Origin of the sequence: Cohnella cellulosilytica, from assembly GCF_042431195.1 — a bacterium.
In the GTDB taxonomy this organism is placed as follows: domain Bacteria; phylum Bacillota; class Bacilli; order Paenibacillales; family Paenibacillaceae; genus Cohnella; species Cohnella cellulosilytica.
The window spans coordinates 1-22040 of the sequence record NZ_JBHMDN010000008.1; the positions used below are offsets into that span (position 1 = coordinate 1).

21 protein-coding genes are annotated in these 22040 nt (G+C 60.0%); 16 read left to right on the plus strand and 5 right to left on the minus strand.

All coding sequences use genetic code 11. The annotated features are described in order from the left end of the window. Both ACFFT4_RS04890 and ACFFT4_RS04895 read left to right on the plus strand, forming a co-directional pair. The coding region (locus ACFFT4_RS04890; RefSeq protein WP_378045545.1) for a hypothetical protein at positions 1–227 on the plus strand (227 nt) is incomplete at its 5' end. Between the two features lie 43 nt (positions 228–270). Beyond that, complete coding sequence (locus tag ACFFT4_RS04895; RefSeq protein WP_378045936.1) at positions 271–693, plus strand: DUF1801 domain-containing protein; 423 nt, start codon at positions 271–273, stop codon at positions 691–693. A 257-nt stretch (positions 694–950) separates the two neighbouring features. Here ACFFT4_RS04895 and ACFFT4_RS04900 read toward each other — a convergent pair whose 3' ends face one another. After that, a complete protein-coding gene (locus ACFFT4_RS04900) occupies positions 951–2237 on the minus strand; it encodes a class II aldolase/adducin family protein (RefSeq protein ID WP_378045547.1) in 1287 nt (428 codons plus the stop codon). A gap of 199 nt (positions 2238–2436) precedes the next feature. Here ACFFT4_RS04900 and ACFFT4_RS04905 point away from each other — a divergent pair, with 199 nt between their 5' ends. After that, positions 2437–2868 (plus strand): universal stress protein, encoded by a 432-nt coding sequence (locus tag ACFFT4_RS04905; RefSeq protein ID WP_378045549.1) that lies wholly within the window; start codon positions 2437–2439, stop codon positions 2866–2868. Between the two features lie 81 nt (positions 2869–2949). Here ACFFT4_RS04905 and ACFFT4_RS04910 read toward each other — a convergent pair whose 3' ends face one another. Beyond that, positions 2950–3270: a hypothetical protein gene (locus ACFFT4_RS04910; protein WP_378045550.1), complete on the minus strand. Its 321-nt coding sequence runs from the start codon at positions 3268–3270 to the stop codon at positions 2950–2952. 182 nt (positions 3271–3452) lie between these two features. Further along, positions 3453–5657, minus strand: a complete 2205-nt coding sequence (locus tag ACFFT4_RS04915) for a heavy metal translocating P-type ATPase (protein WP_378045552.1) — start codon at positions 5655–5657, stop codon at positions 3453–3455. 245 nt (positions 5658–5902) lie between these two features. On the opposite strand from ACFFT4_RS04915, the gene ACFFT4_RS04920 reads away from it, so the two are divergent. Further along, entirely contained in the window at positions 5903–6649 is a 747-nt protein-coding gene (locus ACFFT4_RS04920; RefSeq protein ID WP_378045554.1) for a spermidine synthase, read from the plus strand. Between the two features lie 70 nt (positions 6650–6719). Here the strand turns inward: ACFFT4_RS04920 and fabF are convergent, their stop codons facing one another. Continuing rightward, positions 6720–7955, minus strand: a complete 1236-nt coding sequence (fabF, locus tag ACFFT4_RS04925; RefSeq protein ID WP_378045556.1) for a beta-ketoacyl-ACP synthase II — start codon at positions 7953–7955, stop codon at positions 6720–6722. A 178-nt stretch (positions 7956–8133) separates the two neighbouring features. Here fabF and ACFFT4_RS04930 point away from each other — a divergent pair, with 178 nt between their 5' ends. From ACFFT4_RS04930 to ACFFT4_RS04940, 3 genes are all read left to right on the plus strand, one after another. Next, positions 8134–9012: a helix-turn-helix transcriptional regulator gene (locus tag ACFFT4_RS04930; RefSeq protein ID WP_378045558.1), complete on the plus strand. Its 879-nt coding sequence runs from the start codon at positions 8134–8136 to the stop codon at positions 9010–9012. 73 nt (positions 9013–9085) lie between these two features. After that, complete coding sequence (locus ACFFT4_RS04935) at positions 9086–11287, plus strand: heavy metal translocating P-type ATPase (RefSeq protein ID WP_378045559.1); 2202 nt, start codon at positions 9086–9088, stop codon at positions 11285–11287. Beyond that, positions 11284–11967 (plus strand): sulfite exporter TauE/SafE family protein, encoded by a 684-nt coding sequence (locus ACFFT4_RS04940; protein ID WP_378045560.1) that lies wholly within the window; start codon positions 11284–11286, stop codon positions 11965–11967. Before ACFFT4_RS04935 ends, ACFFT4_RS04940 begins: the two co-directional genes overlap by 4 nt. Positions 11968–11990: 23 nt before the next feature. Here the strand turns inward: ACFFT4_RS04940 and ACFFT4_RS04945 are convergent, their stop codons facing one another. Then, positions 11991–12410: a FixH family protein gene (locus ACFFT4_RS04945; RefSeq protein ID WP_378045562.1), complete on the minus strand. Its 420-nt coding sequence runs from the start codon at positions 12408–12410 to the stop codon at positions 11991–11993. Between the two features lie 189 nt (positions 12411–12599). Here ACFFT4_RS04945 and ACFFT4_RS04950 point away from each other — a divergent pair, with 189 nt between their 5' ends. The 9 genes from ACFFT4_RS04950 to ACFFT4_RS04990 all read left to right on the plus strand — a co-directional run bounded on the left by ACFFT4_RS04950 (position 12600) and on the right by ACFFT4_RS04990 (position 22021). Then, positions 12600–12992, plus strand: a complete 393-nt coding sequence (locus ACFFT4_RS04950) for a hypothetical protein (RefSeq protein ID WP_378045564.1) — start codon at positions 12600–12602, stop codon at positions 12990–12992. Further along, positions 12989–14359: a right-handed parallel beta-helix repeat-containing protein gene (locus ACFFT4_RS04955; RefSeq protein WP_378045565.1), complete on the plus strand. Its 1371-nt coding sequence runs from the start codon at positions 12989–12991 to the stop codon at positions 14357–14359. Before ACFFT4_RS04950 ends, ACFFT4_RS04955 begins: the two co-directional genes overlap by 4 nt. Beyond that, positions 14356–14964: a nitrous oxide reductase accessory protein NosL gene (locus ACFFT4_RS04960; RefSeq protein WP_378045566.1), complete on the plus strand. Its 609-nt coding sequence runs from the start codon at positions 14356–14358 to the stop codon at positions 14962–14964. Before ACFFT4_RS04955 ends, ACFFT4_RS04960 begins: the two co-directional genes overlap by 4 nt. A gap of 3 nt (positions 14965–14967) precedes the next feature. After that, the gene (locus ACFFT4_RS04965; protein WP_378045568.1) at positions 14968–15789 is read left to right on the plus strand and encodes an ABC transporter permease; all 822 of its coding nucleotides are present in this window, start codon (positions 14968–14970) and stop codon (positions 15787–15789) included. Beyond that, the gene (locus ACFFT4_RS04970; RefSeq protein ID WP_378045569.1) at positions 15782–16495 is read left to right on the plus strand and encodes an ABC transporter ATP-binding protein; all 714 of its coding nucleotides are present in this window, start codon (positions 15782–15784) and stop codon (positions 16493–16495) included. The genes ACFFT4_RS04965 and ACFFT4_RS04970 overlap by 8 nt, the downstream gene beginning before the upstream one ends. Then, on the plus strand, positions 16492–17028 hold the full coding sequence (locus ACFFT4_RS04975) for a TlpA family protein disulfide reductase (protein WP_378045571.1): 537 nt from the start codon (positions 16492–16494) through the stop codon (positions 17026–17028). Before ACFFT4_RS04970 ends, ACFFT4_RS04975 begins: the two co-directional genes overlap by 4 nt. Before the next feature lie 91 nt (positions 17029–17119). Beyond that, a complete protein-coding gene (locus ACFFT4_RS04980; RefSeq protein ID WP_378045572.1) occupies positions 17120–19138 on the plus strand; it encodes a Na+/H+ antiporter in 2019 nt (672 codons plus the stop codon). A 100-nt stretch (positions 19139–19238) separates the two neighbouring features. Beyond that, positions 19239–20522, plus strand: a complete 1284-nt coding sequence (locus ACFFT4_RS04985; protein ID WP_378045573.1) for a hemolysin family protein — start codon at positions 19239–19241, stop codon at positions 20520–20522. Positions 20523–20740: 218 nt separating this feature from the next. After that, a complete protein-coding gene (locus ACFFT4_RS04990) occupies positions 20741–22021 on the plus strand; it encodes an MFS transporter (protein WP_378045575.1) in 1281 nt (426 codons plus the stop codon). Positions 22022–22040: the final 19 nt, after the last annotated feature.

Sequence of the window (22040 nt, forward strand, 5' to 3'; positions counted from 1 at the left end):
GCAGCAAGCACGTCAAAAAACGCCTCCTGTCCCACATGAACTCGCAAAATTACCGAGTGGGAGAGAAGGCGTTGTGTTTAGCCACAGTTAATCGACGGCTTCCGCCAGACCGTTACGCAAGCCCAATCGAGCGCCCAGCTGCATTTAACGGTCCGGCAGGCTGTTGCGGCTTTGAAGCTTTGCTTTTTCAAGCTTTTGACAAGGCGCTGTCGGACATGATACGTTGAACTCACAAGCCATCCGCTGCAGAGGAAAGGAGCCGTGGTCCGCATCGCGTACGAACAGAAAACGAAAGAAACCGAAAATAGCGTCCTCGAATTTATCGCCAACGTGGATTCTCCCAAAAAACGCGAGGACGCGTACAAGCTGCTCGATATTTTCGCCGAGACGACCGGTTATCCCGCGAAGATGTGGGGGCCGAGCATTATCGGCTTCGGATCGTACCGTTACAAGTACGCGACCGGACATGAGGGAGAGGCGCCTCTCGTCGGCTTCTCGCCGAGAAAAGCGAAGACAAGTCTCTATTTTGCGACGGGGGACGCGGGGCGCGAAGCGCTGCTGCCAAAGCTGGGCAAGTACACGGCGGGCAAAGCCTGCGTCTACGTCAACAAGCTGGAAGACATTGATATCGAAGTGCTGAAAGCTTTAATCCGGCAATCGATGGAATTTTTGCAGAAGACTTATCCCGATTGATCCCGTCCGAATAAGCCCGCCAGACGCTTGCTCCCCCGAGGGAGGCCGAGCGTTCGGCGGGCTTTATTCGCAATTCGGCAGGAAAACGCAAGAACCGCTAAACGTTCCGAAATCATCTCCCGACAAATCAGCGATCTTCGTTTATCCTTTTCGAAAACGTCCCCCCACAAAACAGCGACTTCGTTTATCCTTTCCGAAAAACGTCTCCGACAAAAAAGCGATCTTAGTCAAAGGGACGCCGAAGGCGCTGCTGCCGGTTACAGCTTAAACGCAACTTCCAGCTCGCGGATTTGCGCCGGGCCGATGTGCGCGATCTCTCCCAGGCAGCCGGCCGATAGCAGCGCTTTGGCGCTGTATTCGGCGACCTCGAGCCGGTCGAAGGCGTTGAGCAGATTTTGGCCGGTAACGATGACGCAGTTGTTCTCCACGAGGGCGATCGGGGTATCCTTCGTAAAACAGGCCGCCGTTCCTTCCGTGTCCCGATAGACGGCATCGAAGGGCAGCTTGGGCGTCCGTCTCATCAAAATGTAGCTTTCCGGAATCGTCCGCGAATCCAGCGCCCGATCGGTGACGGCAAAAGCCATCGCGTTGGGAGGATGGGCGATAATCACGCTGTCGATATGCGGATGCAGCTCATACACGCGCCGGTGCAGGCGGACGGACCGGCTCGGCGTCTTGCCGGCCTCGGCTGCTTCGCCTTCGATGCGGACGAGATCCTCCGGCTCCAAATATTTGCGGTCGGCTCCGTAAGGCGTAATGACAAAGGCGCCGTCCGCCAGCCGGTGAGAGAAGGTGCCCTGCGTGCTCGTGAACAGACGCTGATCGTACGCGCGTTTGATGAGCGCGCACATGTCCCGGCGGATAGCCAGCTCTTCCGTACCGTACGCTCCCGGAACGAAAGCGCCCGGCGCCGGCTCGTCGCCGTCCGCGACCGTGCGGAACTGTTCGTCCGACAGCAGCGCCGGATTGCCGATTCGTCTGGCGTTGATCTCCAGGCGCGCGCAGAAATCGAGCGTCTCGAAGCGTTGGAACGCCTTGAACAGGTCCGTTCCTCCGACGACGACGCCGTGGTTTTCCAGCATGACCGAGTCGATGCCGCGCTTGAACACGGCGGCGATATTCTCCCCCAGCTCGCGGCTGCCGGGGAGCGCGTATTCCGCCATGCCGATCTCTCCGCAAATTTGCCGTTCGTTCGGCAGCAGTCTCGTATCGGGAATGCGCCTGACGATGCTGAACGAGACGAGAGCGGGCGGGTGCGCGTGCACGACCGCGCGCAAGTCGGGTCTGGCGTCGTAGATGAGCCGGTGAAACGGAAACTCGCTGGACGGGCGATGAGGCCCGACCACCGATCCGTCTGGCTTGACGCAGACGATGTCGTTTCTGGTCAGGGCGCCCTTGTCCACGCCGGCGGGCGTAATCCAAATCTGATTGTTTTCGTCGAGAATGGAAAGATTGCCTCCCGAGGTCGTCGTCATGCCGTAGCCGTAAATCCGGTCCATCATCAGCAGGATTTGATCCGCGGGGTGGAGAAATTCGTATCGCATAGTAAGCTCTCCTTTGCCTGTCGTACGTGTTCTCCCTTAATGTACCACAAGCGGCGGAAACGCTAATGTAACGAAAGTCATAATCCGGACAAGAAAAGACACAATATCGCCCAAATGTGAGGAACACTACAGAAATCCGGGCAAAGAGGGAATATGCTGTAAGCACGACAGAGATCAACATCATTTTGGAGGGATCAGTATGGCGTACCATCACGTATTAGCCGCATATGACGGCTCCAAGGCGTCGAACAAAGCGCTTCAGCACGCGATCAAGCTCGTCGAAAGCCGCCCGGGAAGCAAGCTTACGGTGGCCCACGTCACTTTGCGCCCTCCGTATGCATTTGCGGGCTTCGGCATGGTGGTGCCGAACGATTACGAAGAACGGATGAAGGAATATCAGAACGACCTCGTTCGCCAAGCGGAGGACACGGTGAAGGAGCTGCCCTACGCGAAGGTCGTCGTGTTGAACGGAACCCCGTCCTCGGCGCTTCTCGAATATGCCCGGGACAATTGCTGCGATCTGATCGTTATCGGCAACCGAGGGTTGGGGCCGATTCGCGAATGGATGCTCGGAAGCGTCAGCCACCATGTCGTTCAGCAAGCGCAAATTCCGGTTCTGGTCGTAAAATAACGGGCGCGAACACGACGAAGAGGCTGTTCCATAAGCAGCTCTGCTTATGGGACAGCCCCGGCGAGCGTATGCCGCTCCGTTTTACAGCCAGGATCTCAGGTAGGGATGGCAGCAGCCTCCGCGATGGTCATGGCCGTGGCTGTGGTGCTCGCTCTTGTGGCAGGATTTGTGCTTCCTGTCGTGACCTTCGCTCCGCTGGCCGCAGCTTTTATGCGGCTCGCGGCACTCGTGCCTGCCGCCGGATTTGTGCATGCCATGGGACTTGTGCGCGCCGCCGGTTCTGTGCATGCCGTGAGAGTGATGCATGCCGGAGCTTCTGTGTCCGCCATGGGACTTGTGCTTGCCGCAGCTCTTATGTTCGTTGCGGGATTTATGCTTGTCGTGGTGACATTCGCAACTCATAGGGCTCACCTCGTTTCTCCAGAGAATACTAGAGTATATGAGGAACTCGTCCGTACGGCTTGTACCTTTGGCTGCCCGAACGAAAAATGGAGGAGTGCGTAGCGGCCGGCTCTCGCCTCCGGGATTCCGGGAACGGGCGAATGGAAAAAAGCCGCCGGAAAGGCGGCCTGACAAATCGGGGTTCAGGCTTTGCGCTCGATCAGAATCGTTAAGCTGACGAGCGTAACGAATACCGTTGCTCCCATATCCGATAAAATGGCGAACCACAGCGTGAGCCAGCCCGGCAAGGTCAACAGCAGCGCGGCCAGCTTCAGTCCGAGGGAGACGGCGATGTTGAAACGAATCGTGCGGTTGACTCGTCTGGCCAGGCGAATCGCTTCCGGCAATTTGCCCAGGTGATCCTGCATCAGCACGACGTCCGCCGTCTCGATGGCGCTGTCCGTACCTTTGCCCATCGCAATGCCGAGGCGGGCGGAGGCCAGGGCGGGGGCGTCGTTAATACCGTCCCCGATCATACCGACCGCTCCCTGCGCGGCAAGGCTTTTCACCATGGCGACCTTATCCTCCGGCAGCAGATTGCCGAACGCCTCGTCGATGCCGACCGCGCGGGCCACCTTGTCCGCCGTCTTCGCATGGTCTCCCGTCAGCATGACGGTGCGGCGGATGCCCTCCCGGCGCAGCGCCGAGAGGACGGAGGCGCTCTCCTCGCGAATTTCGTCGGCAATGCCGAACAATCCCAGCACATCGACCCGGTCGGCGACCAGAACGACGGTAAGTCCGTTTTGCTTCAACCTTTCGATCTGCTCGCGAACGCGCTCGGGAATCGCGAAATGCTCGATGAGGCTCTCGTTGCCCAGCCAATACGTTTCCTCCCCGCAGTCGGCGACGGCGCCGCGGCCCGGAACCGCCCGTATGCCGTCGGCCTCCAGAGGCGCTATGCCCGAGCGCTCGACTTCCTTCATGATCGCCTTGGCCAGCGGATGGGAGGAGGCCCTCTCGATGGCGCCGGCGGCGGAGAAGAAGCGCGGCTCCTCGTATATGACCGTCTCCTCGACGTGAGGCTCGCCCTTGGTCAGCGTTCCGGTCTTGTCGAAAGCGAGCGTATCCAGCTTGCCGAGCTGCTCGAGATGAACGCCTCCCTTGACGAGAACGCCGTGGCGGGCGCTGCGCGCAATACCCGACAGAATGGCGATCGGAGACGACAGGATGAGCGCGCAAGGACAGCCGACGATCAGCACGGCGAGTCCCTGGTAGAGCCATTTCGTCCAGTTCCCGTCGAGCAGCAGGGGAGGGACGAGCGCGACGAGCGCCGCAACGATCATAATGAGCGGCGTGTAGTATTTGGCGAAGCGGTCGATGAACAGCTCGGTCGGCGTTCTCGTCTCTTGAGCTTCCTCGACGAGGTGCAGGATGCGGGCCAGCGAGGAATCCTTGTACGCCCTGGCGATGCGCACGCGGATAACGCCTTCGTTGTTGAGACTGCCTCCGTACACCGAATCGCCCGGGCCCTTCTCCAAAGGCAGCGACTCGCCGGTTATGGCCGCTTCGTTCACCGAGCTTCGCCCGAACACGATCGAGCCGTCGGAAGGAATTTTCTCCCCGGGCTTGACGACGACCGTATCGCCAATCTGCAGCGCCGCGACCGGCACAAGCGTCTCTGCGCCGTCCTCCAGCTTGAGTGCCTGCTTCGGCGCGACGCTGAGAAGCTTCTCCATCGAGCGGCGGGCTTTCTCCATGCCGAGTCCTTCGAGAAGCTCGTTGACCCCGAACAAAATGGCGACAAGGGTCGCTTCCTTCCATTCGCCGATCGAGACGGCGCCGACCAGCGCGATCGTCATCAGCGTGTCGATGTTGAACTTGAGGCGGAGCAGGTTTTTGACGCCTTTATAGAAAGTGCCGTATCCGCTGAGCGCGGCGGCTGTCAGGTAACAACCGACGGCGAGGAGAGAGGGGACCGATCCGTCCATGATCAGCGCGGCGGCATAGATCGCCGCCGACACGCCCAGAATGGCGATCAGCCGCTTGCTTCCTTGAGCATGAGCGTGTTCGTGTTCGTCGCCATGCGCGTGGCCATGCTCGTCACCGTGCTCGCCGCGATCGCGCATCTGTTCGCCGTCGCGCTTTTGCGCGAGGGGGAGCGTCTGCGCCGCGGCCGGGGACGCTCCCGATCCGGACGGCTCCGCACCCTCCGAAGGCTCGGCGAGATAAGCCCGATCGCTGCCGAGAATTTGCCGCACCCGTTCGAGCGGCACCCGTTCGTCGAGCTTCAGCTTGCCGCTGGCGAAGCTGAGCGTGGCCGACTCTCCGTAATCCAGCCGCCGAATTTCCTCCTCGAGCGTTCGGGCGCAATTCCCGCATGAAAGTCCTTTGACCCGATATTCGATCATGGTGTTCCTCTCCCGTTGTCAAATGAATACTTGCTCATATAATAATCCATAGAGGGCGGCAAAACAAGTCGAAAAACGGGATGCCGGATGCCTTTTTCCGAACGGACGATAAAACGGCAAAAATCGCCCAACGGGAAGTCGGCGCGATATTCGCGGCAGGTATTCGTGGTAGGATAGAGGGATAAAGCAGACGAGGTGAGGACGATGACGTCCGTGAGATGGAATTCGCGATGAGGATGCAAACCGTGGCAGAGGTCACATCGCCGTATAACGAAATCGCAGTTTATGAAACGGCGCAATTGGACGGAGAGGCGGGCAGATTCAGGTGCATGCGCTTCGCGGACGAGGACGTGCAGGGCGCGATCGACTTGAGAGACAGCCGGCGCCTTGTGCTGGGCTATCAGAAAGCGCTGGCGCGCCTGCTGGAGCTGCGGGACCCTTCCTTCGGGAGTTTGTTCGTGATCGGGCACGGGTGCGGCTCGATTCCTCGTTATTACTCCGGGAAGGCCGTTAAAGTGGCGGAGATCGACGCAGCGGTCGTGGAGCTGAGCCGCCGCTATTTCGGATATGCGGACCACAACGTGGCCATCGGAGACGGACGCGCCCTGCTCGAGGCGGAGCCCGACGGGGCTTTCGATTATATCGTCCTCGACGCGTTTACGAGCAAGGGAACGCCTGCCCATCTGACGACGGAGGCGTTTTTCCGGCTCGCTTCGGACAAGCTGAGCCCGGGAGGCGCGCTTGTCCTCAACGTGATGGGACGACCGCGCGACGACGGCCTGACGGAGGCGATCGGCACGACTTTGCGCCGCGTCTTCGCCGACACGCGCTGCTATTCGCTCCCGGCGAAGCGGAATCGGGACCGACGGAACATGATTTTCATCGGCAGCGATGCCGAGTTCGAGTTGGGCGGCAGGGGGATGGGCGAACTGGTCGAAGTCGAGCTGGCGGAAGGTTACGTCCTGCTGGACGACCCGACGCCTCGGGCATGAGCGCCGAGGCGGAAGAGGACGGGCTTATCGAGTCATGCATGCTTCAGGCTGTCCGGACGGGGGAGCGAATTCAGGCGTATTTTCGCAGCGCGATCACCGCGTTATGTCCGCCGAATCCGAACGAGTTGGAGAGGCCGACGCTCAGCTCGGCCCGTCTGGCCTCGTTCGGCACGCAATCCAGATCGCAGTCGGGATCGGGCGTCTCGTAGTTGATCGTCGGCGGAACGATGCCGGCCTGCAGGCTCTTGACGAGCGCGATCGCTTCGACCGCGCTGGAGGCGCCGAGCAGGTGGCCGGTCATCGATTTGTTCGCGGTCACGGGCACGCGGTAGGCGTGCTCGCCGAACAGCCGCTTGATCGCCAGCGTCTCGGAGCGGTCGCCGATCTCCGTGCTTGTCGCGTGGGCGCTGATGACGTCGACCTGCTCCGGCCGCAGACCGGCTTCCGCGAGCGCCGCTCTCATCGCCCGGTAAGCCCCGTCGCCTTCGGGATGCGTCGCCACCATATGATAGGCGTCCGAGCTGGCGCCGTAGCCGATCACTTCGGCGTAGATGCGCGCGCCGCGTTGTCTGGCATGGGCCAGCGATTCCAGAACGACGATGCCGGCTCCCTCGGCCATGACGAAGCCGTCGCGGCCGGCGTCGAACGGGCGGCTGGCTCCGGCCGGATCGTCGTTGCGGGAGGAGAGGGCGGTCGCGTTGCCGAAGCTGGCAAGCGCAATATCGGACAAGGCCGCTTCCGCGCCGCCGGCGATGACGATGTCCGCGCCGCCGCCGCGGATCAGCCGGAACGCCTCGCCAATCGACGTATTGCCGATCGAGCAGGCGGTCACCGGGGACACGGTCGGACCGAGCGCGCCGAATTTCATGCTGATCAGGGCGGCGGCCATGTTCGAGATAATCATCGGCACGAGCATCGGGCTGACCCGTTCCGGTCCCCGGTCGCGCAGCACCGCGGCCTGATCCAGCAGCGTTTGCAAACCTCCGACGCCCGAGCCCACGTAGACGCCAAGCCTTTCTCCGTCGACCTGCGCCTCGTGCAGCCCCGCATCCTCCCAGGCTTGTCCGGCCGCGGCCAGCGCGAACTGGCAGAAGCGATCCATGCGGCGCGCTTCCTTGCGTCCGAACAGCGCTTCCGCATCGAAGCCGCGCACCGATCCCGCGATTTGGGCCTTGAACCGCGACGTATCGAATGTTTCGATCCGCGATACGCCGGAATCCCCGCGCGCCAGCCGCTCCCAGAAGCTATCCACCGAATTGCCGAGCGGCGTCAGGGCGCCCATTCCGGTGATGACGACTTGTTCCATACCGATTCCACTCCTTGTTCGTGTCAAAGTACGTTCAGCATCTCATTTCATTTATCCTATTACAAGTTGCCAATTATACTAGTATAATGAGTAATACGATAATACGATTCAAGCCGAACCGAAGATGCGCCGCGGGGCCGATGCGGCGGTTCGGCTTGCCGGAGCGGAGGAACAAGCGATGAATCATGAAGCGAGGCTGTCGGCTCTGTCAGCTTTTCTTAAAGCCAAACGGGCGAAAATATCGCCGGAATCGGCGGGCTTCGGAACGGGAAGCCGCAGGAGGACGCCGGGTCTGCGCAGGGAGGAGGTCGCCCAGCTCGCCGGGGTCAGCCTGACCTGGTATACGTGGTTCGAGCAGGGACGGGACATTCGCGTATCGGCTTCCGTGCTGGAGTGCATCGCTTCGGCGCTGCAGCTAAGCGTGGACGAGCGCAAGTATTTGCATTCCCTGGCGATGGAGTCGAGTCCTGGAACGGTCCTCAAGGAGGAGCTGCCCGAGATCAGCCCGTCGCTCAGACGGATTTTGCGCGAGCTGACTTATTGTCCGACGATCATTACGGACCGGCGTCACGCGATCGTCGGGTGGAACGAAGCGGCGGCTCACGTCTTTCTCGACTTCGAGCAGGTGCCGGCCGAGGAGCGGAATATGATCCGGCTGCTGTTCGCCAGGAAGGAGCTGCGCAGATTGGCCGTCAACTGGGAGCATTTCACGAAGGGTTTCCTGGCCATCTTCCGCGCCTATTACGGACAATACGTCGAGGATCGGTGGTACGACCGCTTTCTCGGCGAAATGAAGGCGGCCCATCCGGAGTTCGAGGCTCTGTGGGAGGAGAGCGAGGTGCAGTCGGCCCCGGAGGTGCTGATCGAGTTCCGGCACGCCAAGGTCGGCAAGATGCTGTTCCATCTGACGTCGCTGCAGGTTCAGGGCAGCGTGGATCTGCGATGCAGCATCTACACGCCGGTGCCGGAATCGACGACCGAAAACAAGCTGAAGCGGCTGATCGGGGCCGACGCGGTCTCCGGGGAGCCGCGGGGCGGGGACATCCCCTTATTCTGAATCGCCAAGCATCCTCATAGGGTAGAGAAGGACAGGCGAAGCCGCCGAATCTTCGAACAGGATGGGATGCCGCATGGATACGCTGCGTTTGCAAGTGACGGGAATGACGTGCGCCGCATGCTCGGCCCGTATCGAGAAAGGACTCGGCCGCATGAGCGGCGTCGGCGGCGCGAGCGTCAATATGGCGACGGCGCAAGCGTTCGTGCAATACGATCCCCGGGTGACCGGCGAAGCGGACATCCGGCGCAAAATCGAGCAGCTCGGGTACGGAGCCGCCGAGCAGGTCGATTCTCCGCAGAAGGCGCACGAGTCCGAAGTCCGTCTCCTCCGCAACAAGCTGCTGGTCGCCGTCGCCGTCTCGATCCCGCTTTTTTGGGCGATGCTCGCCCATCTTCCGCTTTTGTCTTCGTCCTTATGGGTTCCCGATCTTTTTTTCCACCCTTATTTGCAGCTTGGGCTGGCGACGGTGCTGCAATTTTACGTCGGCTACTCCTTCTACAGAGGCGCCTACCAGGCGCTCAAGCAGCGGAGCGCGAACATGGACGCGCTGGTCGTTCTCAGCACTTCCGTCGCTTATTTCTACAGCCATTACAAGCTGATGCGTTCGCAGGGGGCGATCCCGCACGATCAGCTTTATTTCGATACGATCGCGATGATCTTGACGGTTGTGCTGCTGGGCAAGCTGCTCGAGGCCAAAGCCAAAGGCCGGGCGCTAAAGGATCTGAACGAGCTGTACGGCCTGCAAATCCGTTTCGTTCGGGTAGCGAGAAAGCAGGGAGAAGATTGGATTCCGGCCGGCGAGCTGCGGCGCGGCGAACAGGTCGTCGTGCTGGCCGGGGAGTGGATCTCCGCGGACGGCCGCATCGTCTCGGGCGCCGCCGAGATCGACGAGTCGCTGCTGACGGGGGAAAGCGCGCCCTCGCTGAGGCGGACGGGCGATTACGCGTACAGCGGAACCCGATGTCTGAACGGTTCGCTGCGGATTCGCGCCGAATGCGACGCCGGAGAGACGCGGCTCTCGCGGATGATCGCGATGGTCGAAGAGGCGCAAAGCCTGAAGCCGACGATCGCGCGCAGGGCGGACAGGGCGGCCGCGGTGTTCGTGCCGGCAATGGCGCTGTGCGCCGCGGCGACGTATGCGGGCTGGGCGTTGGCGGCGGGCGCGGCGGCATCGGAAGAGGCGATGCGCTACGCGCTCGCCGTGCTGCTGATCGCTTGTCCCTGCGCGCTCGGCCTGGCGGCGCCGGTATCGATTCTGATCGCCACGGCGCTCGCCGCCAAGCGGGGGATTCTGTTTAAGCACGGAAGCGCGATGGAGACGCTGGCGAAGGCCGACCGGATTTTGTTCGACAAAACCGGAACGCTGACCGAGGGCAAGCCGCGCCTGATCGAGGCGCGCGCCGCCGGGCGTCCGCACGCTTATCTGTTGAAGATGGCCGCCGCTGTCGAACGGCATTCCGCGCACCCGCTCGCCCAGGCCATCGTCCGGGAGGCGGAGCGTCTGCGCGTGCTTGCGCCCGAGTCCGCGGACGTCCTCGAGGTGCCGGGAGGAGGGATGGAGGGGCGGGTCGAAGGCAAGCTTGTGCGGATCGGCCATCCCGGCTGGGTGCTGCGGGGCGAGGGCGCTTCGGAGCAGGCGCGAGCGCCGGGAACCGCGGCCGTCCGCCCCGGCGTGACGGTGCTGTGCATGACGATTGACGGACGCTTCGCGGGCGAGCTCGCCTTCTCCGATTCGCTGAGAAGCGAGGCTCCGGAGGTCGTAAGGCTGCTGGAGCGCGCGGCCTCGATCGGCATGGTGACCGGCGACCAGCCGGAGCCCGCGCAGGCGATTGCCCGGCAAGCGGGCATCGGCGACGTCCAGGCGGCCTGCGCGCCGGATCGCAAGGCGGCGATCGTCGAGGAAGCGCGGCGCGCCGGGCAGGTTGTCGCCTTCGTCGGGGACGGCAACAACGACGCGGCCGCTCTTGCGACGGCCGACGTCGGCGTCGCGATGGGGGGCGGAGCCGGAGCCGCCATGCAGACCGGCGACGTGGTGCTGACGCGAGACCGCCTGTCCGGTCTGGCGGACGCGATCTCCATCAGCAGATCGGCGCTGCGGAACATCAAGCAGAATATCGGTTTCGCGATTGCCTACAATACGGCTGCCGTCCCTCTGGCGGCATTCGGATATTTGGACCCCCGGGTCGCCTGCATGGGGATGGCGGCAAGCTCGCTGCTCGTCGTCGGCAACGCGCTGCGGCTCCGGAGGGCCGCGGTGTTCGGAGGGCGCGAATGATGCTTGCGCAGAGCCTGCTTCTTGCTGCGGCGGCGGGGCTGGCCGGCGCTCCGCACTGTCTGATCATGTGCGGCGGCATCACCTCCTCGATTGTGCTGAACGCTGGGAAGCGGCCGATTAAAGCCGCGGCGGCGTATCATGCCGGCCGACTGACGACTTACACCGCTACGGGAGCCTTCATGGGAATAGTCGGCTCGTTCCTGAACGCGGCCGGCACGTTCGTCGGCCTGCAAAGCTTGGCCAGCATTGCCGGCGGAGCGCTGATTATCGCCTGGACGTACTGGCGCTTCACGCTTCCTTACCCTCACCGGTTTTTCCCTTTCGGGAGGAAGGCGGATCGAAGGCTGACGGAGAACAAGCGGGAAGGGGCATGGATGGGCACTTACTCCTCGGGCGTCTTGCTCGGCTTCCTTCCGTGCGGATTGACCTATGCAATGCAGATGAACGCTGCCGCTTCCGGCTCGTGGGCGGAGGGGGCGGCGCTGCTGCTTGCCTTCGGGCTGGCCACCGTTCCGGTCTTCGCGCTGCTTGCGCTTTTCTCCGGCAGACTGGGCAAGGGCCGCAAAAAAATAATGCGCGCAGCCGGCACGGCGCTTGCGTACACGATGGGGATTCTGGCTATTCTGAAAGGAATGGCGGCCAACGGCTGGATTCCGAGCGTGCATCCCTGGCTTTGGTGAGGACAGATGTTTAATGACATTAACTACATGGCTTTAAAAGGATGAGCGGCCCGCAGCGAATCTCCGTCCGACGCGACGGAAATTTCCGCCTCCCATTTGCCCGCCATGACGGGAATCGCCAGCAGCTCGTATTGTCCCGGCCCGACGGCTCGCGCCTCCGCCGGAATTCGTCCGCAGAACATGCCCGGCATGACCAGGTAGGCCTCGATGCGCGCCTGTTCGACCGGATTTCCCGCTTCGTCCCGCAGCGCGAGCCGAATGATATTTTCCTCCATTACCGCCATCCCTCCTCGTTCGGAACGAACGTCCAGCCGCAGCGCCGAGCTGCTCGCCGAAGTTTCCGCCGCCGCTCCCCCCGAGTATTTTCCGTTTAACGGACCGCAACCTCCACCCGCGAGCGACAAGCCGACGACGCAGGCCAACACAACCGCTTTTTTGGACATCTTACCCCTTCTTTCGCCGCGATTTCCGTTGTTCATGTATATCCGCCGGACATTTGGTTCATTCCTGATTCGAGCGCGTTCGCAATTGTCACAATTATGTCATCGGATGTAGCCCTAACGGGTTATGTCAAGGGTCGGATCTCAAGTTAGAATAAGGTGGAAGCACTTGAACAGATAGGGGCGATCCGGATGAAAATGAGAACGACGGGGTGGCTGACGCTGATTGTCCTGGCCGTCTGGTGCCTCTCGGGATGCGCGTCCTCCAAGCCCGGGGATCAAGATCCGAGAGCGGTAAAGGTGGAATTGACGACGGACCCGGCGGCAGCGAAGGCGGGAACGGACGTCAAGCTGATCACGACGGTAACAGGGCTTGTGGACGAGAAAAATACGATCGTGCAGTACGAAATCCGCAAAGCGGACCACAGCGGTCTGCCCGAGCTGCTGGAAGAGGTCGACAGGGAGGGCGCCACCTACTCGGCGAACTTCAGCTTCGCGGAAGGCGCGACCTACGATGTGTACATTCATATCTATAACGGCGAGCTTCACATCACGAAGAAAAAATCGGTGGAAGTGACGCCATGAACAGGAAGGGCGAAAGTCGGAGAGGCGGCATCGCTGGCGGCGCAGCTCTGGCTGCTCTTCTGTTGGCCGGAATCGGCTGGCCCGGGCCGGCTGCCGCGGCGGAACCGGCGGTTCAAGCGGTGCCGCTTCAACCGATTCTCGATCAAGCGGAGCCCGGAAGCGAGCTCGTGCTCGCCGCGGGAGATTACGCCGGACCCGCGGTCGTCGACAAAACGCTCACGATCCGCGCAGAGTCGGGCGCAACCCTGTACGGACTGGATGGAGCGGCTGCGCTGACCGTGCGCGCTCCCCGATCGGAGCTTCGAGGCATTCGCGTGGTCGGTGCGGATTCGGACAAGCTGGCGGCGGTGGCGGTCGAGGCCGACGATGTCGTCATCCGGGACTCGGTCATCGAATCCTCGGGGTTCGGAATTTCTCTGCGCGGCGCGGACAGGGCGGTTATCTCCGGCAACGTCGTGCACTCGGCGGAAGCGGCCGCCGTCAGAGGCGCCACTGCGCGAACAGGCAACGGCATCGATCTTTATGAGTCGCATGAGGCGCGAATCGAGCATAACGAAGTGTTCGACATGAAGGACGGCATCTACCTGGAGAAAAGCCATCGCGCCATCGTCGAAGAGAATCGAATCTATCGTTCGAGATACGGAATTCACTGCATGTATACGGACGGAACGATCGTGCGAAGGAACGAAGGGGAGTACAACGTTACCGGGGCCATGGTCATGGGGGTCAGAGACGCCGTCGTGACGGACAATTCGTTCCGCAAGCAAAGCGAGAACGTCCACTCCCAGGGGCTGCTTCTCTTCGACGTTCAGACCTCGCTGATCGAACGGAACACGTTCGAAGGCAATCGGGTTGGCATCTATATGGAGCTGTCCTCGAATAATCGTTTGGCAAACAACGAGGTGCTTAGAAACTTTGTCGGAATTCAATTTTTGGAATCTTCCGATAATTCGTTCGCGAGCAACGTGTTTCTGTCCAATGTGATCGAAGCGCAAGCGACGGACAGCGCCGGCAACCGGATGGAGAACAACTACTGGGATGCCGCGCAGTCGCTGGATGCCGACGGAGACGGGATCGGCGATCTGGCGTACGCCATCAATCCGTTTTTCGAAAGGGCGGTTGACCGCGCTCCGGCTTTTCAGCTGTTTTTCCAGTCGCCGGGCATGACGTTTCTTAGCGGTTTGTTTACAAGCGACAAGTCGGAATGGTCCGAGGATATTGCACCGCTGATGGAGCCGCCCGAGGGGGCGGGCGCCGGCGGAGCCTCGCGTCTTGCGGCCGATCGGGATCCGGAGGTCGGATGGATCGGATTCGTTTTGACGTTGGCTGCTGTATCTACAATTTATTTGGGGGTAAGAAAATCATGAAAAAGTGGATGATAGTTGGCGTTGTGGCGTTGGTTTTGGCGGTTGTTGCCGGCTGCGGGGAGAAGAAATACGAGGCGGTTCCGATCAACGAGGAAGTCGACGTATGCGCGATCTGCAAAATGCAGATCAAAGACGACGCCTACGCCACGCAGCTCACGACCAAGGACGGCAAAAACTACAAGTTCGACGACATTGGCTGCATGAACGAATGGAAAACGCAAAACGGCACGGATAATATCGGCATGGATTTCGTCAGAGATTACAACGACAAGGAATGGATTGAATTTTCCGCCGCCACCTACGTTTACGACGCTTCCATCCGCACGCCGATGGCTTATGGGATCGTCAGCTTCAAGGACAAGAAATCGGCTGAGGCGTTTATCGCCGAGCAAGGCGTCGGACAGCTGATGAGCGCGGACGATCTGGCCAAGCATACCTGGACGCAAAATACGGACGGCATGAACATGGGCGGCATGGAGCATAACCACAGCGCGGAAGGCGGCATGGAGCATGGCCAGAATGCCGGGGATGGCATGGGGCACAGCCCCGACGCCGAGGGCGGCATGGAAAACGGTCACGGGGCGCAAGGACATACGGAGACATAAGCGATGGCTAACATGCTGCAGGTTGCGCTAAGGGAGATACGTATCGGGTTTCGGAATCCCTGGTCCTATTCCTTTATGGTATTGTTCTCGATATTCAGCCTGAGTCTCCTGCTGATGAACGCCCGAGGCGTTGTGCAGGGCTACTCGGGAACGACGGGGTCGATGATCAGTCTGATTCTTTATTTGCTGCCTCTGATGACTTTGCTTCTCGGTTCGTTCTCGTTAACTTCGGAGAAGGAGGAGGGCAGCTGGCAGCTGCTGTCGACCTATCCGCTCGGCACGGTTTCCTACATCGTCGGCAAATACGCGGGGCTGTCGGTCACGCTGCTTGCGATTGTCGCTTTTGGCTACGGACTGATGGGCGTTGCCGGTTGGGCCTTCGGAGCCGGCTTTGCGCTAAAAACCTATCTGTTGTTTCTCGCCTTCTCCGCCGGGCTCGTCCTTTTGTTTCTGGCGATCGCGATGATTGTCGGCTCGTTGTCCCGCAATCGGTGGCAGGCGATGACGATCAGCGTCGCGCTGTGGTTCTTCCTCGTCATCGGCTGGTCGACGATTCTGATCGCGCTGCTCGGCAACCTGCCCTATGTCTGGATCAAGCCTGTTCTCGTGTTTTTTACGTTCGTTAATCCGGCCGAGCTGGTCCGTTTGTTCGTCGTGATCAAGCTCGGGGGAGGGGCAGTGCTGGGACCGGAATATTACGACTGGGTTCAATGGGTGCAAGGGACGGGCGGAACGCTCGGTTTCCTGGGAGGATGCGCGGCGCTGGTCGGCTTGTCCGGAGCGCTCGTCTGCTGGATATGGGAAAGGAGGCGCTCGCATGGCTGAATCTTTGCTTGTCGCCGAGGGAATGACCAAGGCGATCAAGAAGCAGGTTCTGGTCGAACCGATCGACGTCAGGCTGGACAGGGGGCAGGTGCTCGCCCTGTGCGGCGGCAACGGCGCGGGCAAGAGCACGATTCTGCGAATGCTCGCCGGCATTCTGCGGCCGAGCGGCGGAAGCGTTCGGCTGAACGGATGGGAATGGGCAAGCAACCGGGCGGAGTATGCCAAGCAGCTCGGCTATATGCCGGACGATTATTCGTTCAGCCCGGGACTGACGGCGGGAGAAGCGCTGAACTTCTGGGCGGCGCTGCGGGGGATCGGCAAATTGCGGGTGCAGGAAGTGCTGGAGACGGTCGGTCTGGAGCACAAGCGCAGCGGCAGGGTTCAAACCTTCTCCAAAGGGATGAGGCAGCGCTTGCTGTTCGCTCAGGCGATTCTGGCCGAGCCGCCGCTGCTGCTGATGGATGAGCCGACCAACGGCCTGGACCCTTATTGGATGGACGAGTTCGTGAGATTATTGGACGGGCTGAAGCAAAAAGGGCACGCGGTCGTCTTCAGCACGCACCAGCTGCAGGTGGCCGAGGATATTGCGGATCGGGTGGTTTTCCTGATCGAGGGCCGCAAATGCGCGGAAGGCGATGTGGAATCGTATCGGACGATTCACGGCGAGCATCCGCTTCACGCGGCTTTCAAGGCGGCGCTCGAATGATGCGGGGGCGTTCGTACCGGAGAGGATTGACCGGCATAATCGGCCTGCTGGCGATACTTGTTTTATGCGCGGTCGCCTGGACGTCTTTCCGTAGCGAATCCGATGGCAGGGGAGGGATCGCCGTCGGAAAAGAAGCTCCCGCGATCGAAGGGATCGACACGTCCGGCGCGAAAGTCGATCTGCTAGATTATCGGGGACAGCCTGTCCTCGTTAACTTCTGGGCTTCCTGGTGCCAGCCCTGCGTCAAGGAGATGCCTCTGATCGATCGAACGTATCGCGAGGCCTCGGACCGCTTTCGGTTGATCTCGGTCAATGTCGGAGACACCAAGGGCACGGTAAACGAGTTTTTGAAGGCGCACGACATCTCGTTCCCGGTGCTGATCGACGCGACCGGCCGAGCGGCCGAACGTTATCGCGTCTCCGCGCTTCCCGCCACGTTCGCAATCGATGCGGAAGGCCGCCTCAGCCGCGCGGGCATAGGAGAATTGACCGAAGCGGAGCAGCTGTACAAGCTCTTGCAAATCGACAAATAATTTATACAACAAGCAGGTTAAATAGGGTATGCTATCTTTGAATCATAGAGGACGTCCCGGCCTTCGGGACATCCGTAAGGAGCGTATGCCTATGGAATTGCTGATTATGGTGCTGATGCTGCTCATGCTCATCGGTCTATCCAATGTCCTTCATCGATTTATTCCGTTCGTCCCCGTACCGATTATACAGATTGCGCTGGGCGTCGCGGCGGCTTATATGCCGGGATTGCACCATGTGCCCCTCAATCCGGAGCTGTTTCTCGTTCTGTTCATCGCTCCTTTGCTGTTCAACGACGGTAAAATCATCCCGCGGGACGAGCTGTGGCGCCTGCGAAAATACATATTGCTGATGGCGCTCGGACTTGTGCTCGCCACCGTGCTGATCGCGGGTCCGGTGATCCATTGGCTCATTCCCGCCATTCCGCTGGCCGCCGCCTTCGCGCTCGCGGCCATTCTGTCCCCGACGGACGCCGTGGCGGTCGGCTCTCTATCGAGCCGCGTCAAGCTGCCCGGCCGCATGATGCGGCTGCTGGAGGGCGAGGCGCTCATGAACGACGCTTCGGGGCTCGTCGCCTTCAACTTCGCGATCGCCGCGGCGCTGAGCGGCGAGTTCTCGCTGCCGAAAGCCGTCGGCAGCTTCATCACCATTGCCGTCGGCGGGCTGCTCGTCGGCGCGGTTTTGGGTTTTGCGCTCATCTGGCTGCGCTTGTTCTTGCGGCGGCTGGGCATCGAGGACGTTACGCTGCACATGCTGATCATCATCGTGACGCCTTTCGTGATTTTTCTGGCGGCGGAAGAAATTCATGTGTCCGGAATTTTGGCCGTCGTGGCCGGAGGAATCGTGCATTCGATCGAAAGGGAGCGGCTGGAATCCTCCTCTTCCCGTCTGCGGGTCGTTTCGGACAGCACCTGGTCGGTTATTTTATACGTACTGAACGGACTTGTGTTTATTTTGCTCGGGCTGGAAATTCCCGAAGTGATCGCCGCCGTATGGGACGATCCGGCGTATAACAACGCGCAGGCGATCGGCTATATTTTCATCATTACGGCGCTGCTGCTGTTAATCCGATTCGCCTGGGTATGGCTGAGCAACCGGAAAGCCCGCTCGGCGCTGCTCATGACGCTCTCCGGGGTGCGCGGCGCGCTGACGCTCGCGGCCGCTTTCTCGATTCCGACCGTCTTCATCGACGGCAGGGTGTTCCCGGGACGTAGTCTGATGCTCTACATCTGCGCAGGCGTTATCCTGCTGACGCTCGTCTCCGCGAGCATCTTCCTGCCCTTGCTGACGCGAGGAACGAAGAAGGCCGAAAGCCAAACGCCGGAGACGCGGGGCCTGAACGAACGCGAGGCGAGAATGCGCGTGCTGGAAGCCGGCCTGAGCACGATCCGCGAAGAAATGACCGAAGAAAACAAACGCGAAGCGGTAGAGGTCATATCGGAGTATAACAGGCGGCTTCAGCAGATGAGGATGGAAGGCCGCGTGGACTATCGGAAGGAATGGAGAGCGGCCATCGGCATTCGACTGGAAGCGATGAAAACCGAGCGGGAGGCCGTCTTGTCCTTGCAGCGCGAAGGCAAGATTACGGCGGCTATGGAAAGCCGTTTGTTGACCTCGCTTGGACAGATGGAACTGATTTTGTCCAATAAGGCTTTTCCGAAGCGGGCGGTGCTGCTGTTTTGGCTCGCGATGAAACGTTTGTTCCGCGGCAAGAAGGGAGCAACCCGCATGTCGCCGGACCATCCGAACTGGGAGTCGATGAAGCAGGTCAAGCTCATCTGCGTTCGCAGAGCGATCGAGCGTCTGAAAGAGATGGAAGCGGCGGGGGAAAACAATCGGGAGATCGTCCGGTCCGTGCTGGCCGATTATCGCGAGATCGAGCTGCTGCTACAGAACGATTGGTACAAAGACGCGGGCAAGACCGAGAAGAGCGAGCTGCGCAGGGAATTGGAGCTAAAGGCGATTCAATCGGAGAGAAACGAGATTCAGGCGATGTTCGAGCAAGGGGACATCGACCGCCAGCTCGCGGGAAGCCTGCGCTCGGACGTGAATTATCGCGAAGCCAACGTATTCGAATCGCACACCGTTCATGCCGACGGCGCGCATGGATAGCGAAAATTCGGTCTTCCTATCCGTTAATGCCCAAATAATTGTTACATTCGGGCCCGGAATCCGTATGTAATATCATATTAAGCAGGAGAGGAAGACTCAGTTGATTCTTAATTTAGTTCTCGTCGTCGTTCTTATCGTTTTAACCGCCTTTTTCGTGGCGACCGAATTCGCCGTCATCAAGCTGCGCTCCAGCCGCGTCGACCAGATGGTGATGGAGGGCAGAAAAAACGCGCTGGCAGTTCAAAAGGTGACGAGCAACCTGGACGGCTACTTGTCCGCCTGTCAGCTCGGCATTACGATTACCGCTCTGGGCCTCGGCTGGCTCGGCGAGCCGACGGTCGAGAAGATGCTGTATCCGGTGTTCGGGCAATTGGGAATCGGAGAGAGCGCCGGCCACATTTTATCCTTCGGCATCGCCTTCGTATCGATTACGTTTTTGCACGTTGTGCTCGGCGAGCTGGCTCCGAAGACGATGGCGATTCACAAAGCCGAAGCGATCTCGGTGTTTACCGCTCCGCTGATCATTATTTTCCATAAAGTCATGTATCCGTTTATTTGGGTCTTGAACGGCTCGGCCAACGCGCTTGTGCGGGTGTTCGGGATGAAGCCGGCCAGCGAGCATGAGGAAGCGCACTCGGAAGAGGAGATCCGCATCATTTTGTCGGAAAGCTACGAGAGCGGAAAAATCAACAATACCGAATTCGGTTACGTAAACCGGATTTTTCAATTCGACGAAATGATGGCCAAGGAAATTATGGTGCCCCGCACCGATATGGTCTGCTTGTACGAGAACATGTCGCTTGAAGAGCTGGTAGCGGTCGTGAGGAAAGAGCAGTATACGCGTTTCCCGGTCGCGAAGGAAAACAAGGATGATATTATCGGATTCATCAATACGAAACATTTGTTCCTGAAATACGATAACGATCCGGAATTCGATTTCCGCAAGCATATCCATCCGGTCATGACCGTTCCGGAGGCGATGCCGGTTAAATTGCTGCTGGTCAGAATGCAGGAAGAACGCGTGCATCTGGCGATTTTGCTCGACGAGTACGGAGGCACTTCCGGTCTGGTGACCATCGAAGACATTCTCGAGGAAATCGTAGGAGAAATCCGCGACGAATTCGACAACGACGAGAAAAAGCCGATCGAGCAACTGGGAGCGGGCCATTATTTGGTCGACGGATTAACGCCGATCGACGAAATCAATTTGCTGCTCGGCTCCTCGCTCGAACAGGACGGCATCGACACGATCGGAGGCTGGCTGTACGCCAGGCAGCCGGAGTTGGCCGAAGGCGGGGAATGGAGCTTCGGAGAGCTGCATTTCATCGTCCGGGAACGGGACAAGCACCGCATTCGCAAGGTGGAGATCCGGGAGAGTCATTAGAGGTAGGCGATTAGGGGACTATCATGTATAATAAGCTCAATTCATTCGGAGGTGTAAAAATATGCAAAGAACTCAACAATCCGCTAGGACGGCAGCCAACCTTCAGGAAAGAGACAGCAAGCGGTAGGCAACGCGCGATCTAATCGCGTTTGACGATTGTCGGCACGGGTAGGATGAACGCGTTGATCTGCCGTATATAGAGAGGCGGATTCGACGTTTTGAAGAAACTGGATGCATCGCGAATTTATATGATTATGGGGTTTATGACGTCGTTGGCTAATGCGACGATGTTTACGACCTATGCTATCTATCAGGTTGTTGCGCTTGGTTTTAATCCTCTACAGCTTCTGATGGTAGGAGTGGTGCTGGAGGTTACGGTATTGCTCTTCGAGGGTGTCACGGGAGTTATGGCGGACACGTATAGCCGAAGAGCATCCGTCATTGTCGGCATGTTCGTGCTCGGAGCCGGATTCGTACTGGAAGGAAGCGCAATGTGGCTGGGGGACGGTGGCACAGCCATGTCCGCGTTCGTCTGGCTGCTGATTGCGCAGGTCGTCTTCGGCATCGGATTCACGTTTGTCAGCGGCGCCGATTCCGCCTGGATGGTCGACGAGGTGGGAGAGGACCGCGCGGGCGGCGTATTCCTGAAGGCGAAGAGGATCGGCTTGATCGGAACGCTTCTTGGCATCGGACTCAGTGTAGCCATTTCCACGGTCGGTTACAACCTGCCTTATATTGCCGGGGGCTTGATGTACTTGGCGTTGGGCGCGTTTCTGATCGTCCAGATGAAGGAAACGAACTTTACCAGGCCGGAGAAACCCGAGGGTGGTTCCTCCCATTGGCGCAGTATGAAGACGACATGGGTGATGGGAGCGCGAACCGTCAGAGGCAACCGGATATTGCTGATGATTTTGATCGTAACTCTGTTCAGCGGGGCGGCTTCGGAAGGCTACGACCGACTTTGGCAAGCTTTCGTAATCGGAGATATCGGCTTTCCGGCCGCAATTCGGTTCAACATGGCGACATGGTTCGGCTTGATCGCGCTGGCGTCGACGCTGCTGAGCCTGGCGGCGGTCTGGGCGGCGGAAAAGCGCATGAACATTGCCGGCGAGAAATTCGTCCGCCGAAGCCTGGTCGTCCTGACTGCTGCTCGAGTGTTGGGCATAGCGGGGCTGGCCTTATCGCCGGACTTCGCGTATGCGCTGGCCGCCGTGCTGCTGATAGAGGTCGTAACGGCGCTAACCGGTCCTCTCTATGACACATGGCTTAACATGAACATCGAGAGCCGTTCGCGGGCCACCGTACTGTCTATGCTGAGCCAATCGGATGCGCTGGGTCAAACGGGCGGCGGGCCCTTCGTCGGCTGGATTGGCAGCCGGCTGTCCGTGAGGGCGTCGCTGCTGGCTTCCGCCGCGCTGCTCGTTCCGATTCTCGCTGTATTCGCTCGGGCGCGCGGCCAACAAATCGCCGCTCCCTCCGGCAAACAAAATACACCGTAAACCCCATGGAAAGTCATCT